Source organism: Flavihumibacter fluminis, assembly GCF_021491375.1.
GTDB lineage: Bacteria > Bacteroidota > Bacteroidia > Chitinophagales > Chitinophagaceae > Flavihumibacter > Flavihumibacter fluminis.
Genome location: NZ_JAKEVY010000004.1, coordinates 191787 through 216528 on the forward strand (window position 1 = coordinate 191787; position 24742 = coordinate 216528).

Sequence of the window (24742 nt, forward strand, 5' to 3'; positions counted from 1 at the left end):
GAAAATTACAATTTCTACGGCGATTTTTGGCTAAGAAGCAGTTGAATCCCTGAGTTCGAGGTAGCGGGTGGTTGGGTCCTCAACCCGGATGGTAATGGTAACCAGGTCATCTGGCAGGAGGCGCGGGATTTTTTCTGCCCATTCAATAAAACACCAGTGGTTTCCTACCAGACAATCTTCTATACCGGCATCGACGGCTTCTTCTTCTGATTTAAGCCGGTAACAATCTATGTGGAAAACGGGGCCGCTTTCGCTGGCATATTCATTTATGATGGAAAAAGTTGGACTGCCTACCGGATCTTTCACACCAAGGGCATCACAAAGTGCATGAACCAGGGTGGTTTTGCCCGCTCCCATGGGTGCATTAAAAGCAATGATACGTGGCTGTTTAAGGTAATTCAGAATTTCCCGGGCCACAACGGGCAATTCTGAGTGGGTAAAACGTCGAACCATATCCAAAATTAGGGCAATTTAACCGCCTCTATGCCACCCAGGCTTTTCGTAAATTTGTTCATTAACAGGTAAAAGATGAAATATGGAATCAATTAACTGGAAAGTAGAAGGAATGACCTGTTCCAACTGTGCCCTCAGTGTAACGAAATATCTTGAAAAAGAGGGTATGCAGAATGTGAAAGTCAACCCGATTGACGGCGATGTTCATTTTGAAACAGTTCACTTCGATAAAGAAAAGCAGGTTAGTTTAACCAGGGGGATTTCCTCCCTGGGGTATGCCGTTATAGATGAAAAAGCAGCCAAACAAGCACAGGATCAGCAACCGCCTATGAACAAGTACCTGCGGTATATGCTGATCTGCCTGCCATTTACACTGGTACTTATGTTGCACATGATACCGGGATTACATTGGGACTGGCTGATGAACCCCTGGGTCCAGCTCGCATTGAGTTTACCGGTTTATGTAATCGGCATGTATCATTTTGGTCGCAGTGCCTGGAAGAGTCTGCGTTCAGGAGTTCCAAACATGAATGTATTAATTGCCCTGGGGGCAACTGCTGCATTTGTATATAGCCTGGTGGGCATATTCCTTGATCAGCCCGGCGATTATCTCTTTTTTGAAACTGCAGCAGCAATCATTACCCTGGTGTTTTTGGGTAATTACCTGGAGGATCTTTCCATTCATAGCACGCAACGCGAACTGAACAAACTGGTCAAGAGTCAAAAAGTAATGGCGAACATGATTGCCTTTGACGACCAGCACCAGGAGTTGATTTTCCCCATTGAGAATACACACCTGAAAAGTGGCGATCTTATCCTGATAAAAAATGGAGAGCAGGTTCCTGCGGATGCTAAAATATTATGGGGTGAGGCCAGCGTGAATGAATCCATCATCACTGGCGAAAGTGAACCCATTTTAAAAAAGCAGAAAGACCTGCTGATTGGGGGCAGCCTGTTATTGGAAGGAACTGTAAAAGCACAGGTAACAGCCGGAGCGGATCAGTCGGTATTGGCAAATATCATTAACCTGGTGAAAAAGGCTCAAGGCGATAAGCCACCCGTACAACGAATGGCCGACCGGATCAGTGCGATTTTCGTGCCGGCGGTGCTGGTGATTGCATTGCTGACATTTGTGTTGAATTATTTTTTTCTGTCAGGCTCCTCTGACCATGCCTTGCGAGATTCATTAATGCGCAGCATTGCGGTATTAGTGATCGCCTGTCCCTGTGCCATGGGCCTGGCCACACCTGCGGCGATCGCTGTAGGGCTGGGTCGTGCTGCCCGAAAAGGAATACTCTTTAGAAATGCCAAATCCCTGGAAGCATTTAAAGATATCAAACAGGTGGTCTTTGATAAAACAGGCACACTCACCACCGGCAGTTTCACCATTCAGCAATTTGAATCGTTGGGGGTATCGACAGATGAATTCAAAAGAATAGTGGTATCGCTGGAAAAATATTCCAATCACCCAATTGCGCAGGCGATTAGTCGCGAGTGGAAAAACAACAACCTGATACGCTGGGCTTCCATAGAAGAAGTTAAAGGCAAAGGCATGAAAGCAATGAGCAAGGACGGTGATCATTACTGGGCCGGCTCTTATGAAATTGCAAATAACCATACCCGTGAGGATCATCACAATGTTTATGTCCTGCGCAATGGAGAGCTGATTGGCTGGATTGATGTGCGCGATGAAGTACGACCAGAAGCTAAGGAGGTGGTGGATTACCTGCATAGCAAAGGAATTCATACTGTATTGCTCAGTGGCGACCGGCAGGCGAAGGCAGCGGTTATTGCTTCCCAACTGGGCATCCAGGAAGTGATTGCGGAAAAATCACCGGAACAAAAACTGGCGATCATTGAAGAACGCAATACAGCTATACCTACAGCAATGGTGGGCGATGGCATCAATGATGCGCCGGCACTGGCAAAGGCTTCCATTGGCATCTCGCTGAGTGATGCTTCCCAGGTAGCGATGCAAACTGCCGATATTGTGCTGATGAATCATGGATTGACACAATTGCCGGAAGCGCTGGGATTGGGCAAACACACGCTGCTTACAATTAAACAGAATTTATTCTGGGCCTTTGCGTATAATGTAGTAGCGATTCCGGTTGCCGCATTTGGATTTCTGACTCCCGCCATCGGTGCACTGGTAATGGGCCTCAGTGATGTTGTGCTGGCAGTGAATTCGGTGCGGCTTTTTGTGAAGCGCGTGAAGTAGGGAGGGAAAGGAGGAAAGGAGGATGGAGGAAAGGAAAAGGGAAAACAAAAAAATAACAATTGCAGCAGGAGATTCATTCCATTTTAAAACAGTACTGGGGGTATTCGGAGTTCCGGCCATTGCAGGAGGAGATAATCAGGACTGCATTACAGAAGCAGGATTGCCTGGCACTCTTACCAACAGGGAGTGGGAAGTCTGTTTGCTTCCAGGTGCCGGCACTGGCACTGGAGGGAATCTGCCTGGTGATCAGCCCTTTGATTGCCCTGATGAAAGACCAGGTGGCGCAGTTACGTAAAAAAGGCATTTCAGCCCTGGCCATTCATACCGGCATGCCCTTTAAAGAGGTGAATAAAACCCTGCAACTCGCATCGAATGGACAGATCAAATTTTTATACCTGTCTCCAGAACGACTTCAAACCAACCTCTTCAAGGAATACTTACCAGCCCTCCCGGTATCCCTGATCGCGGTGGATGAAGCACATTGTGTATCCCAATGGGGATATGATTTCCGTCCGCAATACCTGCAGATTGCGAGTTTACGGGAAAGCCTGCCCGCAGTTCCTATTCTGGCGCTTACGGCCTCCGCAACCCCGTTGGTGCAGGAAGATATTCTGACACAGTTGCAGTTGAAGAATGCAGTGGTGCACAAGGGCTCCTTTATCCGCGAAGCCCTCTCCTACAGCTGTTTTGAAGAAAGCAGCAAACTTCCAAAGTTATTTGATATCATCTCCAAAGTGGAAGGCAGCAGCATTGTGTATTGCAGAAGTCGTAAGCGCACGGTGGATATCTGCCGCTTCCTGAATGAGCGGGGAATTTCAGCTACCTATTATCATGCCGGCCTGAATCAGGAGGATCGCAATGAACGCCAGCAACAGTGGACGCAAAATCAGGTACGCATCATTGTTAGTACCAATGCCTTTGGCATGGGCATCGATAAACCGGATGTTAGAACAGTGGTGCATTATGATGTTCCGGATTGCCTGGAGAATTATTACCAGGAAGCAGGCCGTGCAGGCAGAGACCGGCAAAAAGCCTATGCAGTCCTCTTATACAACCAGCAGGATTTGATTGAACTGGAGCAGCAACTGGAAAAAAAATTCCCCGACCTGGAAACAGTAAAAAAAGTTTACCAGTCAATGGCGAATTTTCTGCATTTGCCCACAGGTACCGGAGAGGGACAATCATTCGATTTTGACCTTACGTTGTTCTGTAAAAATTTTGACCTTGACCGAATGGTAACTATTAATGCGTTGCAATTGTTGCAGGCGAATGGCTATTGTGCGTTAAATGAATCGGTATATGAACCATCGAGGGTACAATTTGTAGCGGATCGCGCCTGGCTGGAGCAGGTCGAGAAAAATTATCCGGCACTTGAACCTCTTATTAAAACCCTGCTCCGCACTATTGAAGGGATTTTCAGTTATCCAGGCATGATCTCGGAAAACTACCTGGCAAGGTTATTAAAAACAGAAAGAGAAATCATTATCACTCAATTGAAGCAGTTGGAATCACTCGGCATACTGAACTATGAAGCAGCCCGTGATCAGCCACAACTGGTTCTATTGACCGAACGGGTCAAAACAGAAAACATCCAACTGGATCTGAAAGCCATTGAACGCAGAAAAAAGCTTGCGAAAGAACGACTGGACGCCCTCTTCCAATACACAACCGGCAGCACCTGCCGGAGCAGTTTTATTGGTCGGTATTTCGGGGATGCAGCCATTAAAGATTGCGGCATCTGTGATAACTGCCTGGAAAAAAAGAGAAAAGAAGCAAAACCTCAGCAATTACAAAATAAAATACTGAGTTCACTGGAAAATGGCGCCAAGTCAATAACCACTCTTCAGTCTGAAATTGGCGACAATGCCAATCAGCAGGAATTGCTGCGTGTTATTCGTCTCCTTGAATCAGAACAGTTAATCAGGGTGCAAATCAGTGGCATGGTGGAGCGGTTATAGATCTAACCACTACCACAATGATTTTTTCTTGCTGCTTCTTCCGCCAAGGCCCAATGCTCCCAGCAAAGTTCGGGTGATGGTACTCGTGAGTGTGCGGGTAGCTTGTCTTCCAGCAGAACTGTTGAGCATTTTTTCCAGCACGGTTTTTTCTTCCTTCTTAGAACCGTTTGCCTTCGCTTCTTTAGCAGCCTGCTTCTTCGCTTCTTCGGCTGCTTCGAGTCCGGCTGCTTCTTCCAGTTTGGCAGTCAACAATTCATAGGCACTTTCGGAATCCACTTCCTGGTTGTATTTCTTAATCAACTTGCTCCCGGAAATCAACGCGGCTATTTCCTGTTCTGTCAGAATATCCATCCGGCTCCTTGGAGAGGTAAGCAATACATGCGCCAGGGGAGTTGGAATACCTTTTTCATTTAGTAGGGTAATGATCGCTTCTCCAATACCCAGCTGGGTAAGCAACTCGTCCGTTTTATAAAAATCCGTTTCCGGATAATTCTCTGCGGTTTGTTTGATCACTTTACGATCTGCGGCAGTAAAGGCACGCAGGGCATGTTGCACTTTAAGGCCCAATTGTCCGAGTACATCCTTTGGCACATCCATCGGGTTCTGTGTACAAAAGAAAATACCAATTCCCTTGGAGCGGATGAGCTTTACAATCGTTTCGATCTGCTGTAGCAGGGCTTCACTTGCCTCCTGGAAAATCAAATGCGCTTCATCAATAAAGAGGACCAGTTTGGGTTTGTCCATATCGCCTTCTTCCGGACTGGAACCATATAATTCCGCCAGCAGCTGCAGCATGAAGGTGGAGAATAACTTGGGACGATCCTGCAGGTCCGTGACCCGCAAAATAGAAATCACCCCCCTTCCATCGTCGGAGATTCGCATCAGGTCTTCCACCTCAAAACTTTTTTCTCCAAAGAAAGGATCTGCCCCCTGCTGTTGCAATTCTACCACTTTACGAAGGATCGTGCCGGTTGAAGTAGTCGATATTTTCCCATAGGCTTTCTCCAATTCTGCCTTCCCTTCATCACTCACGTATTGTAATACCTTGATGAAATCCTTGAGATCCAACAAGGGCAATTGGTTGTCATCACACCATTTGAAAATCATGGCTACGAGTCCGGCCTGGGTATCATTCAAACCCAAAATCTTACTCAGCAAAACGGGTCCGAACTCGCTAACGGTAGCCCTCAAGCGCACTCCGGGTTCATTACTGAGTGAGAGCAACTCCACCGGATAGGATATTGGTTGATACTCCATCCGGAGATGCTGGTAGCGTTCTTTAATTTTATCATTACTGGCGCCGGCTGCAGCGAGTCCACTCAGGTCTCCTTTGATATCCATCAGCAGCACGGGCACGGAATTATCACTGAGGACCTCTGCCAATACCTGGAGGGTTTTGGTTTTACCAGTACCAGTGGCACCGGCAATAAGCCCGTGCCGGTTCAGGGTTTTCAGGGGCAGCAGAATTTCTGCATCCGGAACCGGCTGACCATTCAGTATGCCCACACCAATTTTAGCGGAATCACCTTTAAACGTATAGCCCTTTTTGATGGCTTCAATGAACTGGGTTGTATCTGGCATGAAAACAATATTTCCGGGTAAGATAATGGAAAAATGGAATTGGGTGGTTTAAAAATCCTCTTCCCTTTCCAGCATCAGAATGGCACTTTGGGGAACAATAAAATATTTTTCTCCCTCGTACATCACTTCGGTAGCGCCACTTACCAGGAAGATTGCAAGATCACCCTCGCGCGCCTGTAGTGGAATATATTTTACCTGTTCTTCAGACTGTTTCCAGGACTCATCTTCAGGAGGTGTGGGGATGGCATAACCCGGACCAGTCCGGATCACATACCCCTGTTGTACTTTTTCCTTTTCCTGTACACCGGGGGGGAGATAGAGCCCACTGGCAGTTTGTTCATTCGGCTTAGAGGGACGAATCAGCACTCTGTCACCAATTACAATCAGTTTTTTTAGCTTAGCATCAGCTGTAAGGCGCATGGAGATACAATTTTGAAGGCTTCAAAATTACACAAATAACCCTATTCCGATCAATTGGTCAATTTAAATGATGCGCTTCTTTTTGGCCAGTTCAATTGCCTCAATTTTAGAATGTACCTGCAATTTCTTATAAATGTTTTCAATATGTCTGCGAACGGTAGAAGGGGAAATAATTAAATTTTCGGCAATTGCAGTGTAAGGAAGTCCTCTGGAAAGCTGTTCCAATACTTCCGTTTCCCGCTCTGAAAGCAGCACATCTTTCCCATCGGAAATCGTTTCCGGATGCAATGGAGACCGCATTAACTGCAGGGTTTTCATGGCAATGGAAGGGGTCATAACAGCACCACCTTCCAATGTTTGAATGATTGCATCATGTAAGGAAGATGGAGGTATCTCTTTTAACAAATACCCATCTGCTCCTGCCTGAATAGCATTGAAGATATTCTCATCGTCGTCAAAAACAGTTAATACAATAACTTTTATCTGTGGGTAATTGCGCTTAATAAGAGCAGTAGTAATAATTCCATTTTGCTCCGGCATTTCAATATCCATTAATACCAGATCGGTTGTTCGGTCAGACAGTAACTGATCCATACATTGCAGTCCATTATTTGCTGTAAAGGATATCCTGATATCGGGGAATAGTGCAAGCTTTTCCCTTACGCTCTTAATCAGCAGCTTATTATCATCTACAATGGCAATATGTATGTTCACAGCCATCTTATACATTTTTAGAATTTCCAATAGCACTGAATTCAATAGATGTTCCTTTGCCAGGATGAGAACTTAGCCGTAGCTCTTCTCCCAATTCCAGGGAACGCTTCCGCATATTATAAAGTCCGTTTCCGGCTTCCACCTCCTTTTCCACAAAACCTTTCCCATTATCTGAAATAGAAAACAGCGTTCCATTTCCGTCTGAACTTATTTTAATAGCTATTTTATCTGCACCAGAATATTTGAGGGCGTTATTGGTTGCTTCCTGAATTATCCGGAAGATATTAAGTCCATCTATACCCGAAAACAAGCCTGTCTCCCAAACCTCGTCATCAACTTGCAACCTGACAGTACAATTTATAGGCGATTGATTGATACGTTCAATAAAATTCATAATCCTGCTGTGTAAATCAGTGATACTGATACCGGTTTTATTCATAGCCCAGACAGTATCCCGTAACTCCTGGATCGTTTCCTTTGCAAAGGAATTGATAGCAGACAGCTGTTTTGAAACAGATCCATCCTTATCATCAACATGATACCTAATGGTTTCAATGGTAGAAATAATAAAACTTAACTGCGCCCCGATATTATCATGCAAATCTCTTGATATCAGTAACCGCTGTTCCTGGAGCTTATGCTGACTTTCAATTTTTTCTACTGCCAACTGAATTTCACTGTCCTGTTGCTGTTTCAGATTCTTTAATACCTGCTGTTTGTACAAAAGAAATCCGATTAATGAAAGCGTTACAGCAAGTGCGGATAATCCAAAAATCCACAAATTCCGGCTTTTGATCCGGAGTTCATTCTCAGTTAATTTTGCCCGTTGAACAAGAATCTGATTCTCCTTTTCAGCAGTTTCATATTTTGCTGAAATCTCCTCAACGTCTTTCACTTTTTTGGCATTATATAAACTATCATTAATCTGATTATATGATTTCAAACTTTGAAAGGCATTTTTATAATCCCCCAATGCCTCGTAATTCATCGTAATCTGATCAAAATTATATTTTTGAATGTCTGCAAAATTGATCTTCACCGCCACCGCATTACTTTTTCGAAAAAACTCGTTTGAAAGCCCTGGTTGGCCAACTTCCTTGTAATACTCTCCCAATGCAGTATAATTCAACATTAAAGCAAAATCATCATTCAATGCTTTACGAAATTCAAGGGCCTGTTTCAAATACGCTTCTGCCTTTGTATAATTTTTAATCAGGAGTTGATTGTATCCAAGAAATTCCAGCGAGTAACCTATTCCGGTGGAATCATTTCGTTTGCGCTGTATTTCCAACGAGGTAGTAAATCGCTTATTTGCTTCCTCATAATTGCCCTCGTCCCTAAACACAACCCCACTTTCATTATTAATCCGCGCTATTCCTTCCAGATTATTTTCAGCCACATACAGCGCCAATGCTCTATCATAGAACTCAAGCGCTCTCTTAGGTTGTCTTAATTTCCGGTACATTCTTGCCATATCGTCGTATAGCAAACCAAGTTTGTCCGGATTATCAGTTCTTTCCAGCTTTTCAAGTGCTTTGTAGTAATAAGCTGTTGAACTGTCAATATTTCCTAATCGCCCATAAGCATTACCAATAAACCGCAGGAAATCTCCCATATGTACGGAATCTTTCTGTTTTTCAGCCAGCAGATATCCAAATCCGGCAAGATCAATCGTAGCCTGGTATTGAGTGAGATATATCTTAGTTAAGTGATTTTGCAGAAGTCCAATTCCTGTCCGATAGTCAGCCTCCTTTACAACCGCCTGTTTTATACTATCAACTGAATTACCATTTTGTGCGTATGCAATATTGTTGAACAATAAGAAAAAAAAGAGGACTAACTTACCAGCATTCATATTTATTACCACTTTTTACAGATCCGTTACCAAATACGATAACAGGCTTTAAAAAGATGAAATATAAATAATAAATTAGTCTATTTCAAGCTCTTATTTCAATAGTTGTAAAATGGATTGCACATAAAGCCGAAGTTCGTTCACAAGATTTAAATGCCTGCTTTCTGTAATAGCCTTATCCATTTCATCCCCGGCCCACTCTAACGAGATTTTATCCCAATTGGCTGAAATCCGATCATACATGCGTGATTTCAATACATCAATTTCGTGTTGCCGGCTTTTCATAAGCTGCTGACGGCCTTCTTTAGAAGCAGACAAGGCAAGAAAAGCTTTACAATACATCATAAACAAGGGGATGCATAGCAGCAATAAACCGATCAGAAAAATAAAAAACAATGCAAGCGCTATCATGATTTTTTTATTGTTTTCTAATCTTTCTCCAATAGAAAAGCGCCCACATAAAAATCAGCAGAGAAAGCAGACCAATTAACACCGGTGCATATAAAACGAAATGCTCCAGTGCATTTTCCAATCCTGTTATGGCATCCTTTTCTCCAATAGTCAAAGCAGGTGGTGTAAATTCAGCATAAGTGAGGGTTTCAAATGGGAGACTGGAAAATCGTTCAATTTTTTCAAATAGATTTTTATGATTGAGTGCTACCGTACCAAAATCAAAATCCATTGATTTATTACCATAAACTATCACTAAATTATCTTTAGGAGTTGGTGATAAATCCGTTTTGAATCCAACCAGTAATTGATTGATATTACTTTTTTTAAAATTAAACTCCTTTGAAATACCATTTAAACCGGCAGTAGTCAATCCATCCAGAAACTGGATATAAAAACGGGCCGTATCAATAGGTTGCTTCCAAACAGAACCGCTCTCCAATAAATATATAAATGCGTTTTTCCGCGTCTGATTATACCCGGAAACAAGCTTTGCATTGTTGGTATTCACTATAAAATAAACTTCTACCTGTCGGGTTTCGCCAGGTTTGAAACTCATTTCCCAAACATGCCAGCTATTATCAAATAAGGTGAAATTATCACTCTTGTCAATATTCATGCGTTCAACAGTAAGCCATTGCCCATCCGCTTTAATTTTAAAATTACTGAGGGAATCCACCCGTACCTGATTCAGCAGGATATCTCCGCCATTATAGATGCCGTTGGTAGGGTATCCCATTTTAAAACGCAATTCCTCATTGGTGGTGTTTGAAAAAAAATACGCCCCCTTTACTACGGAAAACCCATTATACAACTGAATATAGATTGATTCTTTCTTCATTTGAATCTTTCTGAAAACCGAACTGTCTTCAGGATACAACATAACAAATACAGCTCCGCCTGCATTCCAAACACCTGGCTGGGCTGCATTGGCCAACACTGTTTGATCCGGGAATAAAAAATATATACCCAGTATCAGTCTTATTAAAAAGGAATTCAGAAAGCGCATCCTATTTGTTGTTAATTGGAGGAACTCTTGTATTTCTCAATTCTTTCCTTCGCTTTATTCCTCAAATAAGTACGCATATCTTCAGGCAACTTAACCAATACAGCACCTGTTCTTGTCCTGTCGAGCCGCATCATGAATTCGAATGCAGCAGGTTGCTCAATCTTGTAAATAGCCTGAAGCAATGCGGCATAATTAACTGCAACTTCTTCCTCACTGGAAAATTTACGGGTCCATCTTGCATCCAGGTTTTCGACATATTGTTTAAGCTGCTGCGTTCCGGATTTATATGCTTTCATACTGGAAGCAACTTCCATCGGAATCGTTTCATCTGGCACATAAGAATCCGGTTTAGCTGGCACTGACTCGGTTATCACTTTATTTGCTTCAGCGAGTTTTCCCTGTATCCAATTTCCTTTACTGATTACCTTACCGGATTTATTGTATAATACACCTTCTCCATTTCGTTTACCCTCCAGAAACTCCCCTCTGTACGATGTTCCGTCGGAATAACTTTCAAATCCCTGAAAATTTCGTTTCCCATATATCCATTCCCCGATGTATGAACTCCCGTCCCGGAATGTATACGCTCCTACATAATTCGGCTTCTTACCCGTAAAAAAGCCAACATAAACGCTGCCATCGCTATACTTATAGAACCCAAATCCATTTTCACAATCGCCGATACAATTGCCATTCCATTGTTTATTCAGGAAGGATGCAGAAAGCATTTTTCGCTCCAGAATACCATTGTTAAAATAACCGGCATTCAGTATTGTTCCACCTTTTTTAATGTATCCGTAGCCATGCATTTTATTATTCTTCCATTGGCCTATGTAATAATTGCCAGTTTCGCGCCAGGTAAACATACCAAATCCATCAAATTCGCCCATTTTAAAATTGCCGTAATAATAGCCCAGGCTTCCCAGATCCTGATATCCAAAACCCGTCGGTTCACCGCTTTTAAAGAACCCTTCATAGGTTGACATGGATCCCTTTCTGCTTCCAAAGCCATTTTGACAATCACCGGAAATACAGGTATTGGTATTGGTGAGGCTGTTAGTAACCGGACCGGCCGACTGACTCTGCGGTTGTGTTGAAGACGTTGTTAATTCATAGCTGTCAATATCCGGATTATAAGTACGGCCGGCATAGGCTTTCAGGGGTATTTCCTTCGCTGCATCGGGAAAACAATAGATCGGAACATTTTTTTCATTAACCAGGAAAGCATTACCGGATTTATGATCTACCAATTTATATTCAGGGTGGATCTTTGCCATATTCTGGCCTTCATAAATAATAATATGCCTGTCTTCATATTTGAAATAAAGCAGGTTATTTCCAGGGGAAAAATGCTGAACCGGGTGCAAACCTGCCGGCCTTTTATCATCCGTTCCACCAACAAATGTCATATTCAGGCTTTTGTCATAAACAAAAAAGAAAGGAATATTTGAAATAACCAGGGCATTCTTACGCAGATAAATGCTATTGGTTAAATCTGCTCCCTTGTAGCAGAAAGTATATTTATTGGCTGCTTTCCGGATATGGAAGGGGCCAGCAACAGCAACCTTTTCGAATACTTGCTTTTGCCCCGACTTAGACTGATTTATTGCATCTTCAATACTATAGTACTGCTCATCAAACGGATTGTAAACCAGCATCCTGTTTGAATCGAGCAGTTTCGCATATAAAAATCTGGATTCTACCCCATTGACATAAAAGGTGCATTCAAACATTGGATCAACAGATGCCATAGTTGGCTTTTTATATACCATTGACAGTTCAATCCGGCGGTTGGCCAAATCCTCATAATAAATATTCTTGTTATACTCTATTCGATTTCCCTTCGGATCAAATTGAATAGAAAAAAGCCGGCCATCCCTGCCGATCTCAACCCCCCTTTTATATACCTGAGTACTGACAGCTATAGGAGTTTTGGTATGATCTTTAATCGTTACAGTAAGCTGCTCACCATTTTGCTGATAGACATACTCCCGCACACCACCACCGATACTACTTTTTATCAACATGTTTTTTTCATCGTAGGTATAATAGGCGGTATATCCTGTCGTAGATTTTTCGCTTACAAGCAGTCCCTTGGAATTATAGGCAAAAACAACTGATTGAATGCCTGAAGAAGCAAAGGTTTTTTTTGTAAGGAATCCCTGTCCATCAAATTCATACAAATTTCCATCTGTATCCGTATGGAGTTTGCCATCCTGATATATGTAGTGCAAACCCCGACCCAGATTGTTTTCATAAACCAGGTTCCCTTCCCTTGAAAACACCTTGTTTCCATGCGCATAAACCGAACCCTTCAGGTTAAAATGGGATAGCTTATATCGGAACGGAACCGGATTCAGCGGTGCATTTTCGAAATCTATACGTTGTGCCTGAACTGCACCTGCACACAAAAGAAACAGTACTGTAGTTGTTGCCAGTCTGACAATCCCCTCAAAAAAACTTGGTCTTGAACTCATTCACATGATGTTTTAAAAAAGTCGTGATTGCCAGGGTTACTCCGGCCTGGTATTTTGAAGCATCAGCTTTAATAAGGGCCGTATTTTCAACAGAAATATTATCCGCCCGATACATTTTTCCAAATGCCGTTTCTACACCTATGAAATCATTGTCACTTTTTGCGTATGACTGAATTTTTTCTTTACCAATTACATCATTGATTGCCAAATCCTTTTTCAATATACCTGTATAGGTTCCATAGGGCGAGCCTCCGATTTTGTTTCTGCCTGAAACAAAATCAATGGCCGTAATAGTAGTCACTGTAACTTCCTTGGTACCTGGTGAGGTTAAGCCTACTTTATTCGTAAAGCTTTTAGAATTGGTGTTCCTGGCAACCCTGCTGTCAACATGGCCATCAGCACTTAATCGCAAATCAGTATTGGCCACAATATGGGCACCTTCTCCCTGATAGGGTTTTTTAACCTCCAGAAAAAGCACAAATAAGTCAGCATTAATAATTGTTGCATCATTTAGGTCCTGCGATAATTTAGGATACGAACCAATAACATCACTCCGATCTCCAATGCCAACAAAACTGAACATCCCTTCCCGTTTAACCTGGCCGTTTTTATTGAATCCCTTGACGAAGAAAACTGTATTGGAAGGATAAACCGTTACCATGCCGGGAGCTTCTGACAAACTCATCTCCATATTGTCAAACCGCTGGTAGCCTTCGTAATATTTTGTGTTGGCTGCCGCATCACCATTTAGTACGGTAAACCCTTTTGCTTTCAGATCCGCCACAAACTGCTGATAGGCCTCATCCGTTATTTGCTGAAGGGTAGCTGCAGGTATATCCATACCAACTGCCAATGAGGCTTTCGTTTTCCCTGACAGCATTCCATTTGAAAAGCCGCCTTTTGTAGAACTTGTTTTTAGATTGTACAATTGAAAATTGACGGAAAAATTCGCGATATATACTTCCTTCGACTTGAATTTTCGCGGGCCATAAGTACCCCTGTCTTCCTTGGGAGAAAATTCACCCAATGTTTGACCCTGCACAGTTGAAATACCCATAACCAGAACCAGCAACAATAACTGAGATAGTTTCATAGAAGTAATTGTTTTGTTGCAATATTAATTCTGCGCAACAGCTTTTGAAATAGGGCATATGCCCCATTTTCCGGCACGTTAACTTGCTCTACTTTGGTGCCGGAGATTCTTATTTTATGCCAGCAAATCGAATATTCGGACTTCGCAATCTAACTAGTGAAAACACAAATAGCATTATTCTGGCTATACTGACAGCATGTTCTGTATACATGGGCCAGGCATCCATCTTCTACATTATTTATCTTTTCTGGTGGAATGAATTTTTGACCAGGTTAATCAATAGAATTTTTGATTTTGTATATAAGCGGAAAAAAGATCCTTTCCAGGATACGAAAACCAGTTCAACCGGATTCGTACTTTTTATATACTGGCTTTTTATCGTAGTGTTGTTCGGATTGATTGCCAATTGGAAAAACAAAGAAATTATGATGATTAATTTTGGAGTGTTTTTTTTCAAAAATTGGTATTTCAATCTCACTCTCCTTTACTTTATACTCGAGGCTTGCTTTTTCAATATTCAGGGAAAAGATTCCATCCCAAGAAAAGCTATTGGCGGATTCACCATAAACATGATTGTGCTCCATATCTCAATAATTCTGGGAGCCTGCATCTTCTTTTTTGTTCTTAGAATGTTTCCGGACAGGTTCACACCCGAAAACCGGTGGAATGCGGTTCTGGTGATCGCTCCTTTCCTCTTCTTACGGCTTTGGGCCCAAATGCACCTAAAAAAGACCAAAACTCTCTAGGCCTTCCTCCCTTCCTACACTCTTCCTTTCCTCCTTTCTCCCTTTCTTTCTCCCCATTTAACAAAATCTTATCCCCTTTGGCTAGGGCGCGAAAATGAATTAATTTTATTATTAACTCATAAATCAATGCTCATGGAAGATAAGAAAGCAAGAATACTATTGTGTGAAGACGATCAGAATCTCGGACTGGTGTTGAAGAATTACCTGGAATTGAATGATTTTGATGTGGTGTTGGAACGCGATGGCCGACTGGGTCTCGCAGCCTTTCAGCGTGAAAAATTTGATCTCTGCCTGCTGGACGTAATGATGCCCAATATGGACGGCTTCAGTCTTGCAGAAGAGATCCGCGATATCGACCCCGATGTGCCCCTGTTTTTCCTGAGTGCAAAAACCATGAAGGAAGATATTATCCAGGGTTACAAACTGGGCGCGGATGATTATATCACCAAACCCTTCGACAGTGAAGTGCTGTTGCTAAAGATCAAAGCTATCCTCAAGCGCAATGAGGAACTGAACAAGGAACAGGAAAACAAGGAATTTGACCTTGGCAGTTTCCATTTCAATCCAAAATTGAGAGAGCTTACGCATAGCGGACAAACACAAACCTTGTCGCCCAAGGAGAATGAGTTACTGAAAATGCTTTGTGAGCACATGAATGACCTGTTGCCGCGTGAGCAGGCCCTGAAAAAAATCTGGGGTAGTGATACCTACTTCAATGGCCGGAGCATGGATGTATACATCGCGAAACTTAGGAAGTACCTGAAAGAAGATTCCAGCATTGAAATCGTGAACATTCACGGTAATGGATTCCGCCTGGTTGTACCTACTCCTGCGTAATCAGCCGTTATACAAATGAATCAAACAAACCTGGGGAGTGACCCGTACGGGGTTGCTTTCCCAGGTGTTCATAGGCTTTTAAAGTAGCTTCCCTTCCGCGGGGCGTACGTTGCAAAAATCCCTCCTGAATCAGAAAAGGCTCATACACTTCTTCCAGCGTACCTGCTTCCTCTCCTACTGCCGTTGCAATGGTGGTGATGCCAACCGGGCCACCTTTGAACTTCTCAATAATGGTTGAGAGTATCCTGTTATCCATTTCATCGAGACCATGCTCATCCACATTCAGGGCCTTGAGTGCATGCTGGGTGATTCCTAGATCAAGTTGCCCATCGTTCAAAACCATGGCAAAATCCCGCACGCGGCGCAACAGTCCATTGGCAATTCTTGGCGTACCCCGGCTCCGGCGGGCAATCTCGGCAGCTGAATCATCGGTAATGGGAGCATTTAATAAGGCAGCTGAGCGACGAATGATTTTCTCCAGCGTGCCAGCATTGTAATATTCAAGGCGCGATTTGATAGCAAAGCGGCTTAACAAAGGAGCAGTTAATAAACCACTGCGCGTAGTGGCACCAATCAGGGTAAAAGGATTCAGATTAATCTGGATACTGCGGGCATTTGGACCACTGTCGATCATGATATCAATCCGGTAATCTTCCATCGCCGCATATAAATATTCTTCTACCACCGTACTCAGGCGGTGAATTTCATCTATAAACAACACATCATTGGGTTCCAGATTGGTGAGCAGCCCTGCCAGGTCGGCCGGCTTTTCAATCACAGGTCCGGATGTTTCACGAATCTGCACCCCCATCTCATTGGCCACAATCCTGGACAGGGTAGTTTTACCTAAACCGGGGGGACCATGAAACAGGACATGATCGAGGGCTTCACCCCGGATCTTAGCAGCCTTAATGAAGATTTTCAGGTTTTCAATGATCTGCGCCTGTCCGGCAAAATCATCAATTTCCCGGGGGCGCAAACTATTCTCAAACTCTTTTTCCGCAGAACCTATCGGGTTGGAACCCGGATCTAATAATGGGTTGCTCATAATCAATCTATTCTCACTTCCTACTACGTCAATATTAGTCAAAAACTTTTATTCAGCGCCTCCATAAAGTTTTTCATAATACTCAATCGCCATCCGATTACTGTCGAATTGCGGAAAAATGGAGTTCATGCTGTTTTTTACAATACCGAGCCAACGGCTCTTATTCTGATAATACATCGGGAGTATTTCCTTTTCCAAAAGATCAAAGAGGGTATTGGCATCTTTTTCATCCTGGATATGTTCCGGCAGAGAAGGGTCCGCGGGCGGTATAACAAAGCCATTTTCTTTGTCTCTGACAAACTCAGGAAACCATCCATCCGGAATGGAAAGATTAACTGCTCCGTTCATGGCAGCAGACATCCCACTGGTACCAGAAGCCTCATGACCCATTCGGGGTACATTCAACCAGAGATCGGCTCCCTGTTTCAGTATTCGGGAGAGTTTCAATTCATAGCCGGTAAGAATTGAGCAGTTGGTGTAGATTTTACAGAGATTGACAATTTTATCAAAGGAAGCAATGCCGGTATAATCCATCGGGTGGGGTTTGCCTGCCCAGATTATTTGAACTGGCATGTCAGCATTACTAACCAACTTATGAAAACGTTCCATATTGGTGAGTAACAACTCTGCTCTTTTATATCCAACAAACCGTTTCGCAAAAACAATCGTGAAAATATCATCTTTATATATTTCTCCTGCCTGCTCTGCGACCTCTTCAAATAAACGGCACTTTCGATGTTTTTTCAGATCTTCTATGGCAGCATCATTTTCATTGGATACTACCTGGTACATTTTAAAATCAGCCCAGTAAGTAAAACTTTGCGCATTCGTAATAGATATCATATTGCAAATACCTTCTGCGCCTTGCCACATTTCCCGAAGTGTCTGAAGGTGCAATTTTGAAACGCCATTAGCCAGACCAGCCAAACGCAACGCAACCAGGGTATGATTGAACTGGTCTTCCTGAATACCGGTAATGTTTCTCAGCTCCGGCAATGGAATGTTATTAAAAAAACCGAATTTCTGAAGCAGGTAAATATCTGAAACCCGATTACCTCCCGGTTCCGGGGTATGATTGGTAAACACCAGGCGTTTTTTTACCGCTTCAACTGATTTGTATTTTTCATAGAGATAAAATGCAAGCGGCAATGCATGCGATTCATTCAGGTGATACATTTCAGGCCGCCAGTTCAATTCTTCCAATAAGCGGGCACCCCCATATCCCAGCAGAATAGCAGCAGCAATCGCGGTTTCCGGATTTGAATCATACAGATGATGTGAAATGGTTTTACCGAGGTAATCGTTTTCCGGAAGATCCGTACTTAAGAAAAAGATAGGTGTGGTCTTGAAAATTTCCGGAGCCAGGTAATAGGCAGTCACCCACACATCATGGCCCGATATCTGTATGGTAAATTTGATATCCGTTTTTTGCAGAAAGCCGTACACTTTTTCCTGAAACAATACATACATCGATTGATCCTGTTTACGGACCTGGTCATAATATCCATAGTTCCATAAAATCCCAATACCCACCATATTTTGTTTCAATTCATAGGCGCTGCGCATGTGTGAGCCTGCCAGGTATCCCAATCCACCCGCATACGTTTTTAAGGGCTGATGAATAGCATATTCCATGCAGAAATAAGCTACTGGTTTTTCGTAGCCTTTGCCAATTGTATAGGGATGTTGAAATTCAAATTTCATGCTGATCGTGATTTATATGTTACGCTGCGAAGAGGCTGCCTGAAAGAGGAGTATTAAGGTCGAAAGGTAAGCCAGTACCGGGAACAATCCCATGATGTAAATCAAGCAAAAAAGTGATTCTTCAGCCACACCTGAAAGATTTATTTGCATATACAAACAACATTCCTATCTTTGATTGGTGAAAGCATCTGAAAGCAGGTATCATCAGTGTATTTATTTTTCCAGTAATGCCCTGGCGAGGAAGATAGAGAAACTCGCCATGGAGAGCTGGAAAAAACTGGGACTCGCACCGAGTCATGCTTACCTTTTAATGCTGGTATTGGAAGAACCCGGTGTGCAACCTGGCTATGCTGCAGAAGAGCTTCAATTGAGTCCCAGTACCGTTACCCGCCTGCTGGAAAAGCTTGAAGAGAAGAAATTGGTAGTCCGGACTACCGAAGGCAAACTCACCAATATCTACCCTACCCCCAAAGCGAAAGAACTCTATCCCCAAATGAAAAACTGCACCCGCGAATTCCAGGAAAAATACCAGGCGCTGATCAATGAAGAAGAGGCCAGCCGCCTTGTAAAATCCATCAACCGCATCAACGACCAACTACCTTAAATTTTTTTTATTTATTAATTGCATATACAAATATTAAATCATGAACTACGTTTTAACAGGCGGCGCCGGCCATATCACCAAGCCATTAGCGCTTCACTTATTGAAAGCAGGTCACCAGGTAACGGTGATTGGAAGAGCTGAAGCAAATCTGCAAGAGCTCTCAGCAGCAGGTGCAAAAACAGCTATCGGCTCTGTTGAGGACAGCAATTTTTTAAGCATGACCTTTAAAGGGGCAGACGCTGTATACCTCATGATACCTCCCATCTGGAATCCTGCAAACTGGAAAGAAGCAATTGGACAAGTAGGAAAAAACTACGCAACTGCCCTTCAGGAAGCGGGTGTTAAACACGCCGTTTTATTGAGCAGCATAGGTGCGCATATGCCCGATGGTTGTGGCCCGGTAAGTGGACTGTACCGTGCTGAACAGGCATTGAAAGCTGTACCAGGACTGAATCTGCTCTCCTTACGCCCCGGTTATTTTTATTACAATTTCTTTGGTAACCTTTCAATGATCAAAAATGCCGGAATCATTGGCAGTAATTTTGGAGGCAATGAAGACAAGCTGATTATGTCATCAACTGATGATATTGCATCCGCCGCTGCAAGTGCCTTACAGCAATTGGATTTTTCTGGTTTCACTGTTCGGTACCTGGTTAGTGATGAACTGAACAGCCAGGAAATCGCGCAAAAAATTGGTAACGCTATTGGCAAACCGGAACTTCCCTGGATCGTGTTTACAGATGAACAGGCCGAACAGGGCCTGCTTGGAGCAGGACTGCCGGCAGAAAATGCCCGCAATTATGTGGAAATGGGAACAGCCATCCGAAGTGGAAAAATGTTTGAAGATTATCAAACAGATACAGTAAAAATAAAGGGAATCACTTCCTTTGAAGCCTTCCTTCCGCAATTCAAAGCCGCGTTTGAGGCAGCACAATAAAAAAACCGGGACTGCCACAACTAGCTGGCAGTCCCGGTTTTACTTATTTCTCTCTTAACTGAACCGAGATCCTGCGATCCACTCTACGTTCTTCATCACTGGCAGTTTCTGCCACTTTAGCCAGCTCTTCACCATAGCCTTCGGCTCCAACCAACTGAGCTGCGTTCGCACCCTCTTTCCTGATTTCAGCCAATACGGCATCAGCCCTCTCCTGCGACAGTTTTTTATTATCCGCGTCATTCCCCACTTTATCAGTATAGCCACCGATTTTTATTTTGGCAGCAGGATATGCTTTGAGAATAGCTACAATGTTCCGGATCTGAGCAATACTTTCAGCAGTTAGTCTGGCACTGCCGGTCTCAAAATTGAGATTATCAAAATCAAACCACTGATCCCTACCGGCTACACAGGTTGCATCATTCAGGCAGGCCACCAGTTTATCTTCAATACCACCCTTGTATGCATCAATCTCGGTACCATCTACCAGTTTTACTTTAAGTGATTCCCGTGCCGGTGGCGTTATAGGCGCAGCTGGCGCTGGTTCAACCGGGGCAGGTGTTTCCATCACCACTTCCTCTTTATGCTCTCCTCCTCCACAGCCTTTAAACAGGTACAATAACAGTGCAACAGCTGCCAATCCCAATACCAGGGGCATCAACCAGGAACCTGATTTTTTTGGTTCTTCCACATGAGGAACAGCAGGCCGGGGAGCACTACTGCTAATCCCTAACATGTTTCCAATGTTTAGGCCTGCCGGCAATGCGTTCAGAAAACTGGATTTCTGATTGCTGAGTAAGGAGCTTAATCCCGATGCAGAGAGTCCATTCTCCGTAGCATGTTTTCCCAGGAAGCCCATGACCATGGGTGCGATGGAACCGAGCAGGGAGGCTGCAGAGGAACCTTTGATCCCGGCGAAAGAAGCAATTGCATTGGCAATACTGCCCACCTTGTCGCCGAATATGCTGTTTAAAATTCCCGGGGAACTATCCGGAATACCACCTCCACCTGTGCTAAAAGCACTACCTAGATTTCCTAATATGCCACTGTTCATAGCCTGCTTCGCAAGGTCCATAATCATGTTTCCACCACCAGTTTCCGCTTTCTGGGTGATGCCTAATAAACTGGCTGGTAAAAGTCCGGAAACTGCCTTACCAACGGAGGATTCTGATTCTTGTAAATAACTTGCGGCTTTGCCGATCAGATCAGGAGTAATGAAGGATTTCGCTGCATCCAGGATGTTAAATGCCATAACGATTATTTAATTGTTAGGAAATAAACAGGGCGGACGCCGGCTAATCAGGAGCTAGGGCAGGAATCTGAAATTAAACTTTTATTGTATACAAAGTAAGGCTTTACAGAAATTTATTCAGTTGCAGAATCAGGTCCGGATCCGGACAATTACTGAGCCATTGTTCCCGCTCACTGTAACGCACCACTCCTGGGTAGTCGCCCTCATACAAACCCATATCTGATATCAGTTGAAAATGCAGGTGGGGTGGCCATTGCCCATTTTCAACAGGAGCTCCAAAATGTGCCAGTTCCTGCCCGCGGTTGATGTATTGGCCGGGTGCCAGAGAATCAATATCCCGTTTTGATACATGCCCATACAAGGTATAAAATGGTATGCCATCCAACTGGTGCAGTAAAATAATCGTAGCTCCATAATCCCCCAGCCGATCATTCCATCCGATACTATGTACCATGCCTCCCATGAATGCATATACAGGCGTGCCTGCAGGTCCCCAGATATCTGTGCCTATATGCAGCCGACGAGGTTCTTCTCCCTCATCAAAAAGGGCACTGCGACTATACATAAATCGCAGTTCATTGTAACCTCCAATCAGGTAACGGGCCTGTTTTGCTTCGCGAAGGCTTTCCATAAAGCTCACAAATTGCTCCAGGTTGTCGGCTATGCCTTCTGGTAAGTCGCCATTTTGGGTCAGATTTAATGCCACCAGTTTATCTGTACCGGGAGTAAACGAAACTACAGGATGAAAACTGCCTTGGTTACGGGTAAGGCTGACAGTCAGGGGATTTATCATGGCACAAAGATAACGCAACGGTTTGCTGTGGAGATCTTGGCCCCTGCCCAAACAGAAATACTATTTTTAGTTACCAACGATTGCTTATGCAGTTACAAAAACCCTCCCTGAGTTTCTGGCAGATCATCAATATGAATGTAGGCTTCTTCGGCATTCAATACAGTTTTGGCCTGCAACAGACCGCGATCAATCCCCTTTACAGTTTCCTGGATGCCAAGCCGGAAGAACTACCCATCCTGAACCTGGCAGGTCCAATGACCGGCCTCCTGATTCAACCGGTTATTGGGGCGCTGAGCGACCGAACCTGGCATCCCCGCTGGGGCAGAAGAAAACCCTATTTTTTAATTGGTGCCATCTTTTGCAGCATCTGCCTCTTTGCTTTCCCTTTTAGCCGGGCTTTGTGGATGGCAGCCGGATTGCTCTGGATCCTGGATGCCGCCAACAATACCGCGATGGAACCTTACCGGGCATTTATTGCAGACAAACTTCCGGCCCGGCAACAACCCACCGGATTCCTGACACAGAGCTTCTTCACCGGCCTGGGTATCACACTGGCGAATTTATCCCTGGGCTTTTTTAAAGATATCATTACCGGCACTTCCTCTTCGGGAATCCCCTATTGGGTATACGGTTCCTTTTTTGTGGGAGGTGTCTGTTCCATCCTGTCGGTACTCTGGTCAGTACTAACCACCCCGGAAATACCACCCACTCCTGCAGAACTGGCTGAACTAAGAGCGCGCCCCAAAGGATTTTTTGAACCATTTAAGGAAATCATAGAAGCCATCCGACACATGCCACCGATCATGTGGAAACTGGCCCTGGTTTATCTCTTTCAATGGTATGCGATGTTCTGTTACTGGCAATATGTATCACTCAGCATTGCAGCCTCTGTATTTAAAACTGATAGCAGTGGGGCCGCCTATGAAGATGCGGTGGTATTAACCGGACAGGTAAATGGCTTTTACAATATCGTTACTTTCTTATCAGCATTTGGACTGGTGGTGCTGGCAAGAAAATGGGGTGCAAAATGGGTGCATGTAATCTGTTTATTACTCGCAAGCCTGGGATTATTTATTTTCCCTTTCATTGAACAGCCCTTCCTGCTTTTCCTTCCGATGGTTGGATTTGGAATCGCCTGGGCCAGCATGATGGGAATACCCTATGTTATGGTAGTGGGAAGTATCCCCAAGGAAAAGTATGGTGTATATATGGGCATCATCAATATGATGATTGTGATCCCGATGATCCTGCAGACCCTTAGCTTTGGATGGGTGTATGAAAATATGTTGAACAGTACACCAGGTAATGCCATCTTCTTTGCTGCAGGCTTACTGTTTTTAGCCGCGATGGCCACCCTGCGGATCAAACCTCTACCCGTAACCGAAACGCCTATTCCATCACCAAGCGCCCATTAACCATGATCAATGTAGCCGAATACCAGCGATCCATCGGGATCTTAAAAAAAGCATCCACACCACATGGTTTTGTTGCCAGTTTGCAGGAGCACGACAATTACCGAAGGATCTGGACCCGCGATGGCAGCATGAATTCAATGGCAGCACTGTTAAGTGGAGAAGCGGATCTGATTGAAACTGTAAAAGCCACCCTGCATACTATTTTCACGCACCAGCATCCTAGTGGTTTTATGCCTTCCAATGTTAGTATTGGGGGTGGTGTGAGTTATGGCGGAACAGTTGGAAGGGCCGATAATCCAAGCTGGGCAGTGATCACTTTGTGTCAGTATGCACTACTGCAGAACGATGTTGCTTTTGCCAAACAATTTCTGCCACAGGTAGAACGCTGTTTTTCGGTTATGGATGCCTGGGAGTACAATGGCAAACACCTGTTGTATGTGCCACAGAGTGGCGATTGGGCAGATGAATACATACAACATGGATATATTCTTTTTAACCAGTTGTTGCGGATCTGGGCATTGCAACTGGCAGGACGGGTTTTTGAAAATGAAAGCTGGGCAGCCAAGGCAGCACAGATCAGGGAAGTGGTGGAGATCAATTACTGGAATCGCCTGGGTGCTGGTCCTTTGTATGCCGGCAACCTGAAACACCAGATGGAACAGGCCCCCCAGGGCTTTTGGCTGATGGGCTTTAATCCCGCCAGAATATACCCGCAATTTGATTTGCAGGCCAATGCATTGGCAATGTTATTGGGACTAGGAGCTGCTGATGAAAACAAGGAAGCTTTTCAGTTTATGCAGGGAATCTACCTGCGTAAAAAAGCATTACTACCTTCTTTCTATCCCAGTATCGAACAGGATGATCCGGATATGCGGGAGTTGGAAAATAATTATGCCTACACATTCCGCAACCGGCCACATGAGTTTCACAATGGTGGATTATGGCCCGTGTGGAATGGCTTGCTGGCTGCTGCAGCCGTTATCATGGAGGACCTTGAGTTTGCAGCTGCCATTACCAATGAAATTGAAAATGCCAATCAGAAAAACCAGCACCAGTACAATGAATGCCTGCAGGGCGAAACATTGGAACCGATTGGAGTTCCTTTTTGTACCTGGAGTGCAGGTGGACATGTGCTGGCCATCGCCTACCTCGAAGGAAAAAGATTGTTCACTTAATAC

General features: G+C 43.9%; 21 protein-coding genes. 7 read left to right on the forward strand and 14 right to left on the reverse strand.

The genetic code is table 11. The annotated features are described in order from the left end of the window. Nucleotides 1-30: 30 nt before the first annotated feature. Nucleotides 31-453, reverse strand: coding sequence for a tRNA (adenosine(37)-N6)-threonylcarbamoyltransferase complex ATPase subunit type 1 TsaE (gene tsaE / locus L0U88_RS16010; RefSeq protein WP_234867096.1), 423 nt, complete (start codon nt 451-453; stop codon nt 31-33). Nucleotides 454-535: 82 nt separating this feature from the next. Between tsaE and L0U88_RS16015 the strand changes: the two genes are divergently transcribed. Both L0U88_RS16015 and L0U88_RS16020 read left to right on the forward strand, forming a co-directional pair. Beyond that, nucleotides 536-2674: a heavy metal translocating P-type ATPase gene (locus L0U88_RS16015; RefSeq protein ID WP_234867097.1), complete on the forward strand. Its 2139-nt coding sequence runs from the start codon at nt 536-538 to the stop codon at nt 2672-2674. 59 nt (nt 2675-2733) lie between these two features. After that, a complete protein-coding gene (locus L0U88_RS16020) occupies nt 2734-4632 on the forward strand; it encodes a RecQ family ATP-dependent DNA helicase (protein WP_234867098.1) in 1899 nt (632 codons plus the stop codon). 9 nt (nt 4633-4641) lie between these two features. Here the strand turns inward: L0U88_RS16020 and L0U88_RS16025 are convergent, their stop codons facing one another. The 9 genes from L0U88_RS16025 to L0U88_RS16065 all read right to left on the reverse strand — a co-directional run bounded on the left by L0U88_RS16025 (nt 4642) and on the right by L0U88_RS16065 (nt 14815). Then, the gene (locus L0U88_RS16025; protein ID WP_234867099.1) at nt 4642-6213 is read right to left on the reverse strand and encodes a helicase HerA-like domain-containing protein; all 1572 of its coding nucleotides are present in this window, start codon (nt 6211-6213) and stop codon (nt 4642-4644) included. Between the two features lie 48 nt (nt 6214-6261). Beyond that, entirely contained in the window at nt 6262-6633 is a 372-nt protein-coding gene (locus L0U88_RS16030; protein WP_234867100.1) for a co-chaperone GroES, read from the reverse strand. Between the two features lie 63 nt (nt 6634-6696). Continuing rightward, nucleotides 6697-7353 (reverse strand): response regulator, encoded by a 657-nt coding sequence (locus L0U88_RS16035; RefSeq protein WP_234867101.1) that lies wholly within the window; start codon nt 7351-7353, stop codon nt 6697-6699. 1 nt (nt 7354) lies between these two features. After that, nucleotides 7355-9202: a tetratricopeptide repeat-containing sensor histidine kinase gene (locus tag L0U88_RS16040; protein ID WP_234867102.1), complete on the reverse strand. Its 1848-nt coding sequence runs from the start codon at nt 9200-9202 to the stop codon at nt 7355-7357. 93 nt (nt 9203-9295) lie between these two features. Continuing rightward, entirely contained in the window at nt 9296-9613 is a 318-nt protein-coding gene (locus L0U88_RS16045) for a hypothetical protein (protein ID WP_234867103.1), read from the reverse strand. Nucleotides 9614-9620: 7 nt separating this feature from the next. Continuing rightward, complete coding sequence (locus L0U88_RS16050; RefSeq protein ID WP_234867104.1) at nt 9621-10661, reverse strand: DUF4424 family protein; 1041 nt, start codon at nt 10659-10661, stop codon at nt 9621-9623. A gap of 11 nt (nt 10662-10672) precedes the next feature. Further along, on the reverse strand, nt 10673-13138 hold the full coding sequence (locus L0U88_RS16055; RefSeq protein WP_234867106.1) for an MORN repeat-containing protein: 2466 nt from the start codon (nt 13136-13138) through the stop codon (nt 10673-10675). Beyond that, entirely contained in the window at nt 13113-14231 is a 1119-nt protein-coding gene (locus L0U88_RS16060; protein WP_234867107.1) for a hypothetical protein, read from the reverse strand. The genes L0U88_RS16055 and L0U88_RS16060 overlap by 26 nt, the downstream gene beginning before the upstream one ends. A gap of 341 nt (nt 14232-14572) precedes the next feature. After that, nucleotides 14573-14815 carry a hypothetical protein gene (locus L0U88_RS16065; RefSeq protein ID WP_234867109.1) on the reverse strand — a complete coding sequence of 81 codons (243 nt, stop codon included), beginning with the start codon at nt 14813-14815 and terminating at the stop codon, nt 14573-14575. Nucleotides 14816-15109: 294 nt separating this feature from the next. Between L0U88_RS16065 and L0U88_RS16070 the strand changes: the two genes are divergently transcribed. After that, nucleotides 15110-15814, forward strand: coding sequence for a response regulator transcription factor (locus L0U88_RS16070; RefSeq protein ID WP_234867111.1), 705 nt, complete (start codon nt 15110-15112; stop codon nt 15812-15814). A gap of 7 nt (nt 15815-15821) precedes the next feature. On the opposite strand, the gene ruvB is transcribed toward L0U88_RS16070, so the two are convergent. Then, nucleotides 15822-16862, reverse strand: coding sequence for a Holliday junction branch migration DNA helicase RuvB (gene ruvB, locus L0U88_RS16075; protein ID WP_234867113.1), 1041 nt, complete (start codon nt 16860-16862; stop codon nt 15822-15824). Between the two features lie 48 nt (nt 16863-16910). After that, nucleotides 16911-18566 (reverse strand): alpha-glucan family phosphorylase, encoded by a 1656-nt coding sequence (glgP, locus tag L0U88_RS16080; protein ID WP_234867115.1) that lies wholly within the window; start codon nt 18564-18566, stop codon nt 16911-16913. A 178-nt stretch (nt 18567-18744) separates the two neighbouring features. On the opposite strand from glgP, the gene L0U88_RS16085 reads away from it, so the two are divergent. Next, a complete protein-coding gene (locus L0U88_RS16085; RefSeq protein WP_234867117.1) occupies nt 18745-19170 on the forward strand; it encodes a MarR family winged helix-turn-helix transcriptional regulator in 426 nt (141 codons plus the stop codon). Nucleotides 19171-19210: 40 nt separating this feature from the next. Next, nucleotides 19211-20107 carry an NAD(P)H-binding protein gene (locus tag L0U88_RS16090; RefSeq protein WP_234867118.1) on the forward strand — a complete coding sequence of 299 codons (897 nt, stop codon included), beginning with the start codon at nt 19211-19213 and terminating at the stop codon, nt 20105-20107. Between the two features lie 43 nt (nt 20108-20150). Here the strand turns inward: L0U88_RS16090 and L0U88_RS16095 are convergent, their stop codons facing one another. Then, a complete protein-coding gene (locus L0U88_RS16095) occupies nt 20151-21356 on the reverse strand; it encodes an OmpA family protein (RefSeq protein WP_234867120.1) in 1206 nt (401 codons plus the stop codon). Between the two features lie 103 nt (nt 21357-21459). Beyond that, nucleotides 21460-22149 (reverse strand): peptidoglycan DD-metalloendopeptidase family protein, encoded by a 690-nt coding sequence (locus tag L0U88_RS16100; RefSeq protein WP_234867122.1) that lies wholly within the window; start codon nt 22147-22149, stop codon nt 21460-21462. Between the two features lie 86 nt (nt 22150-22235). On the opposite strand from L0U88_RS16100, the gene L0U88_RS16105 reads away from it, so the two are divergent. Beyond that, nucleotides 22236-23564 (forward strand): MFS transporter, encoded by a 1329-nt coding sequence (locus L0U88_RS16105; RefSeq protein WP_234867123.1) that lies wholly within the window; start codon nt 22236-22238, stop codon nt 23562-23564. Nucleotides 23565-23566: 2 nt separating this feature from the next. Beyond that, nucleotides 23567-24739 (forward strand): glycoside hydrolase 100 family protein, encoded by a 1173-nt coding sequence (locus L0U88_RS16110; protein WP_234867125.1) that lies wholly within the window; start codon nt 23567-23569, stop codon nt 24737-24739. Nucleotides 24740-24742: the final 3 nt, after the last annotated feature.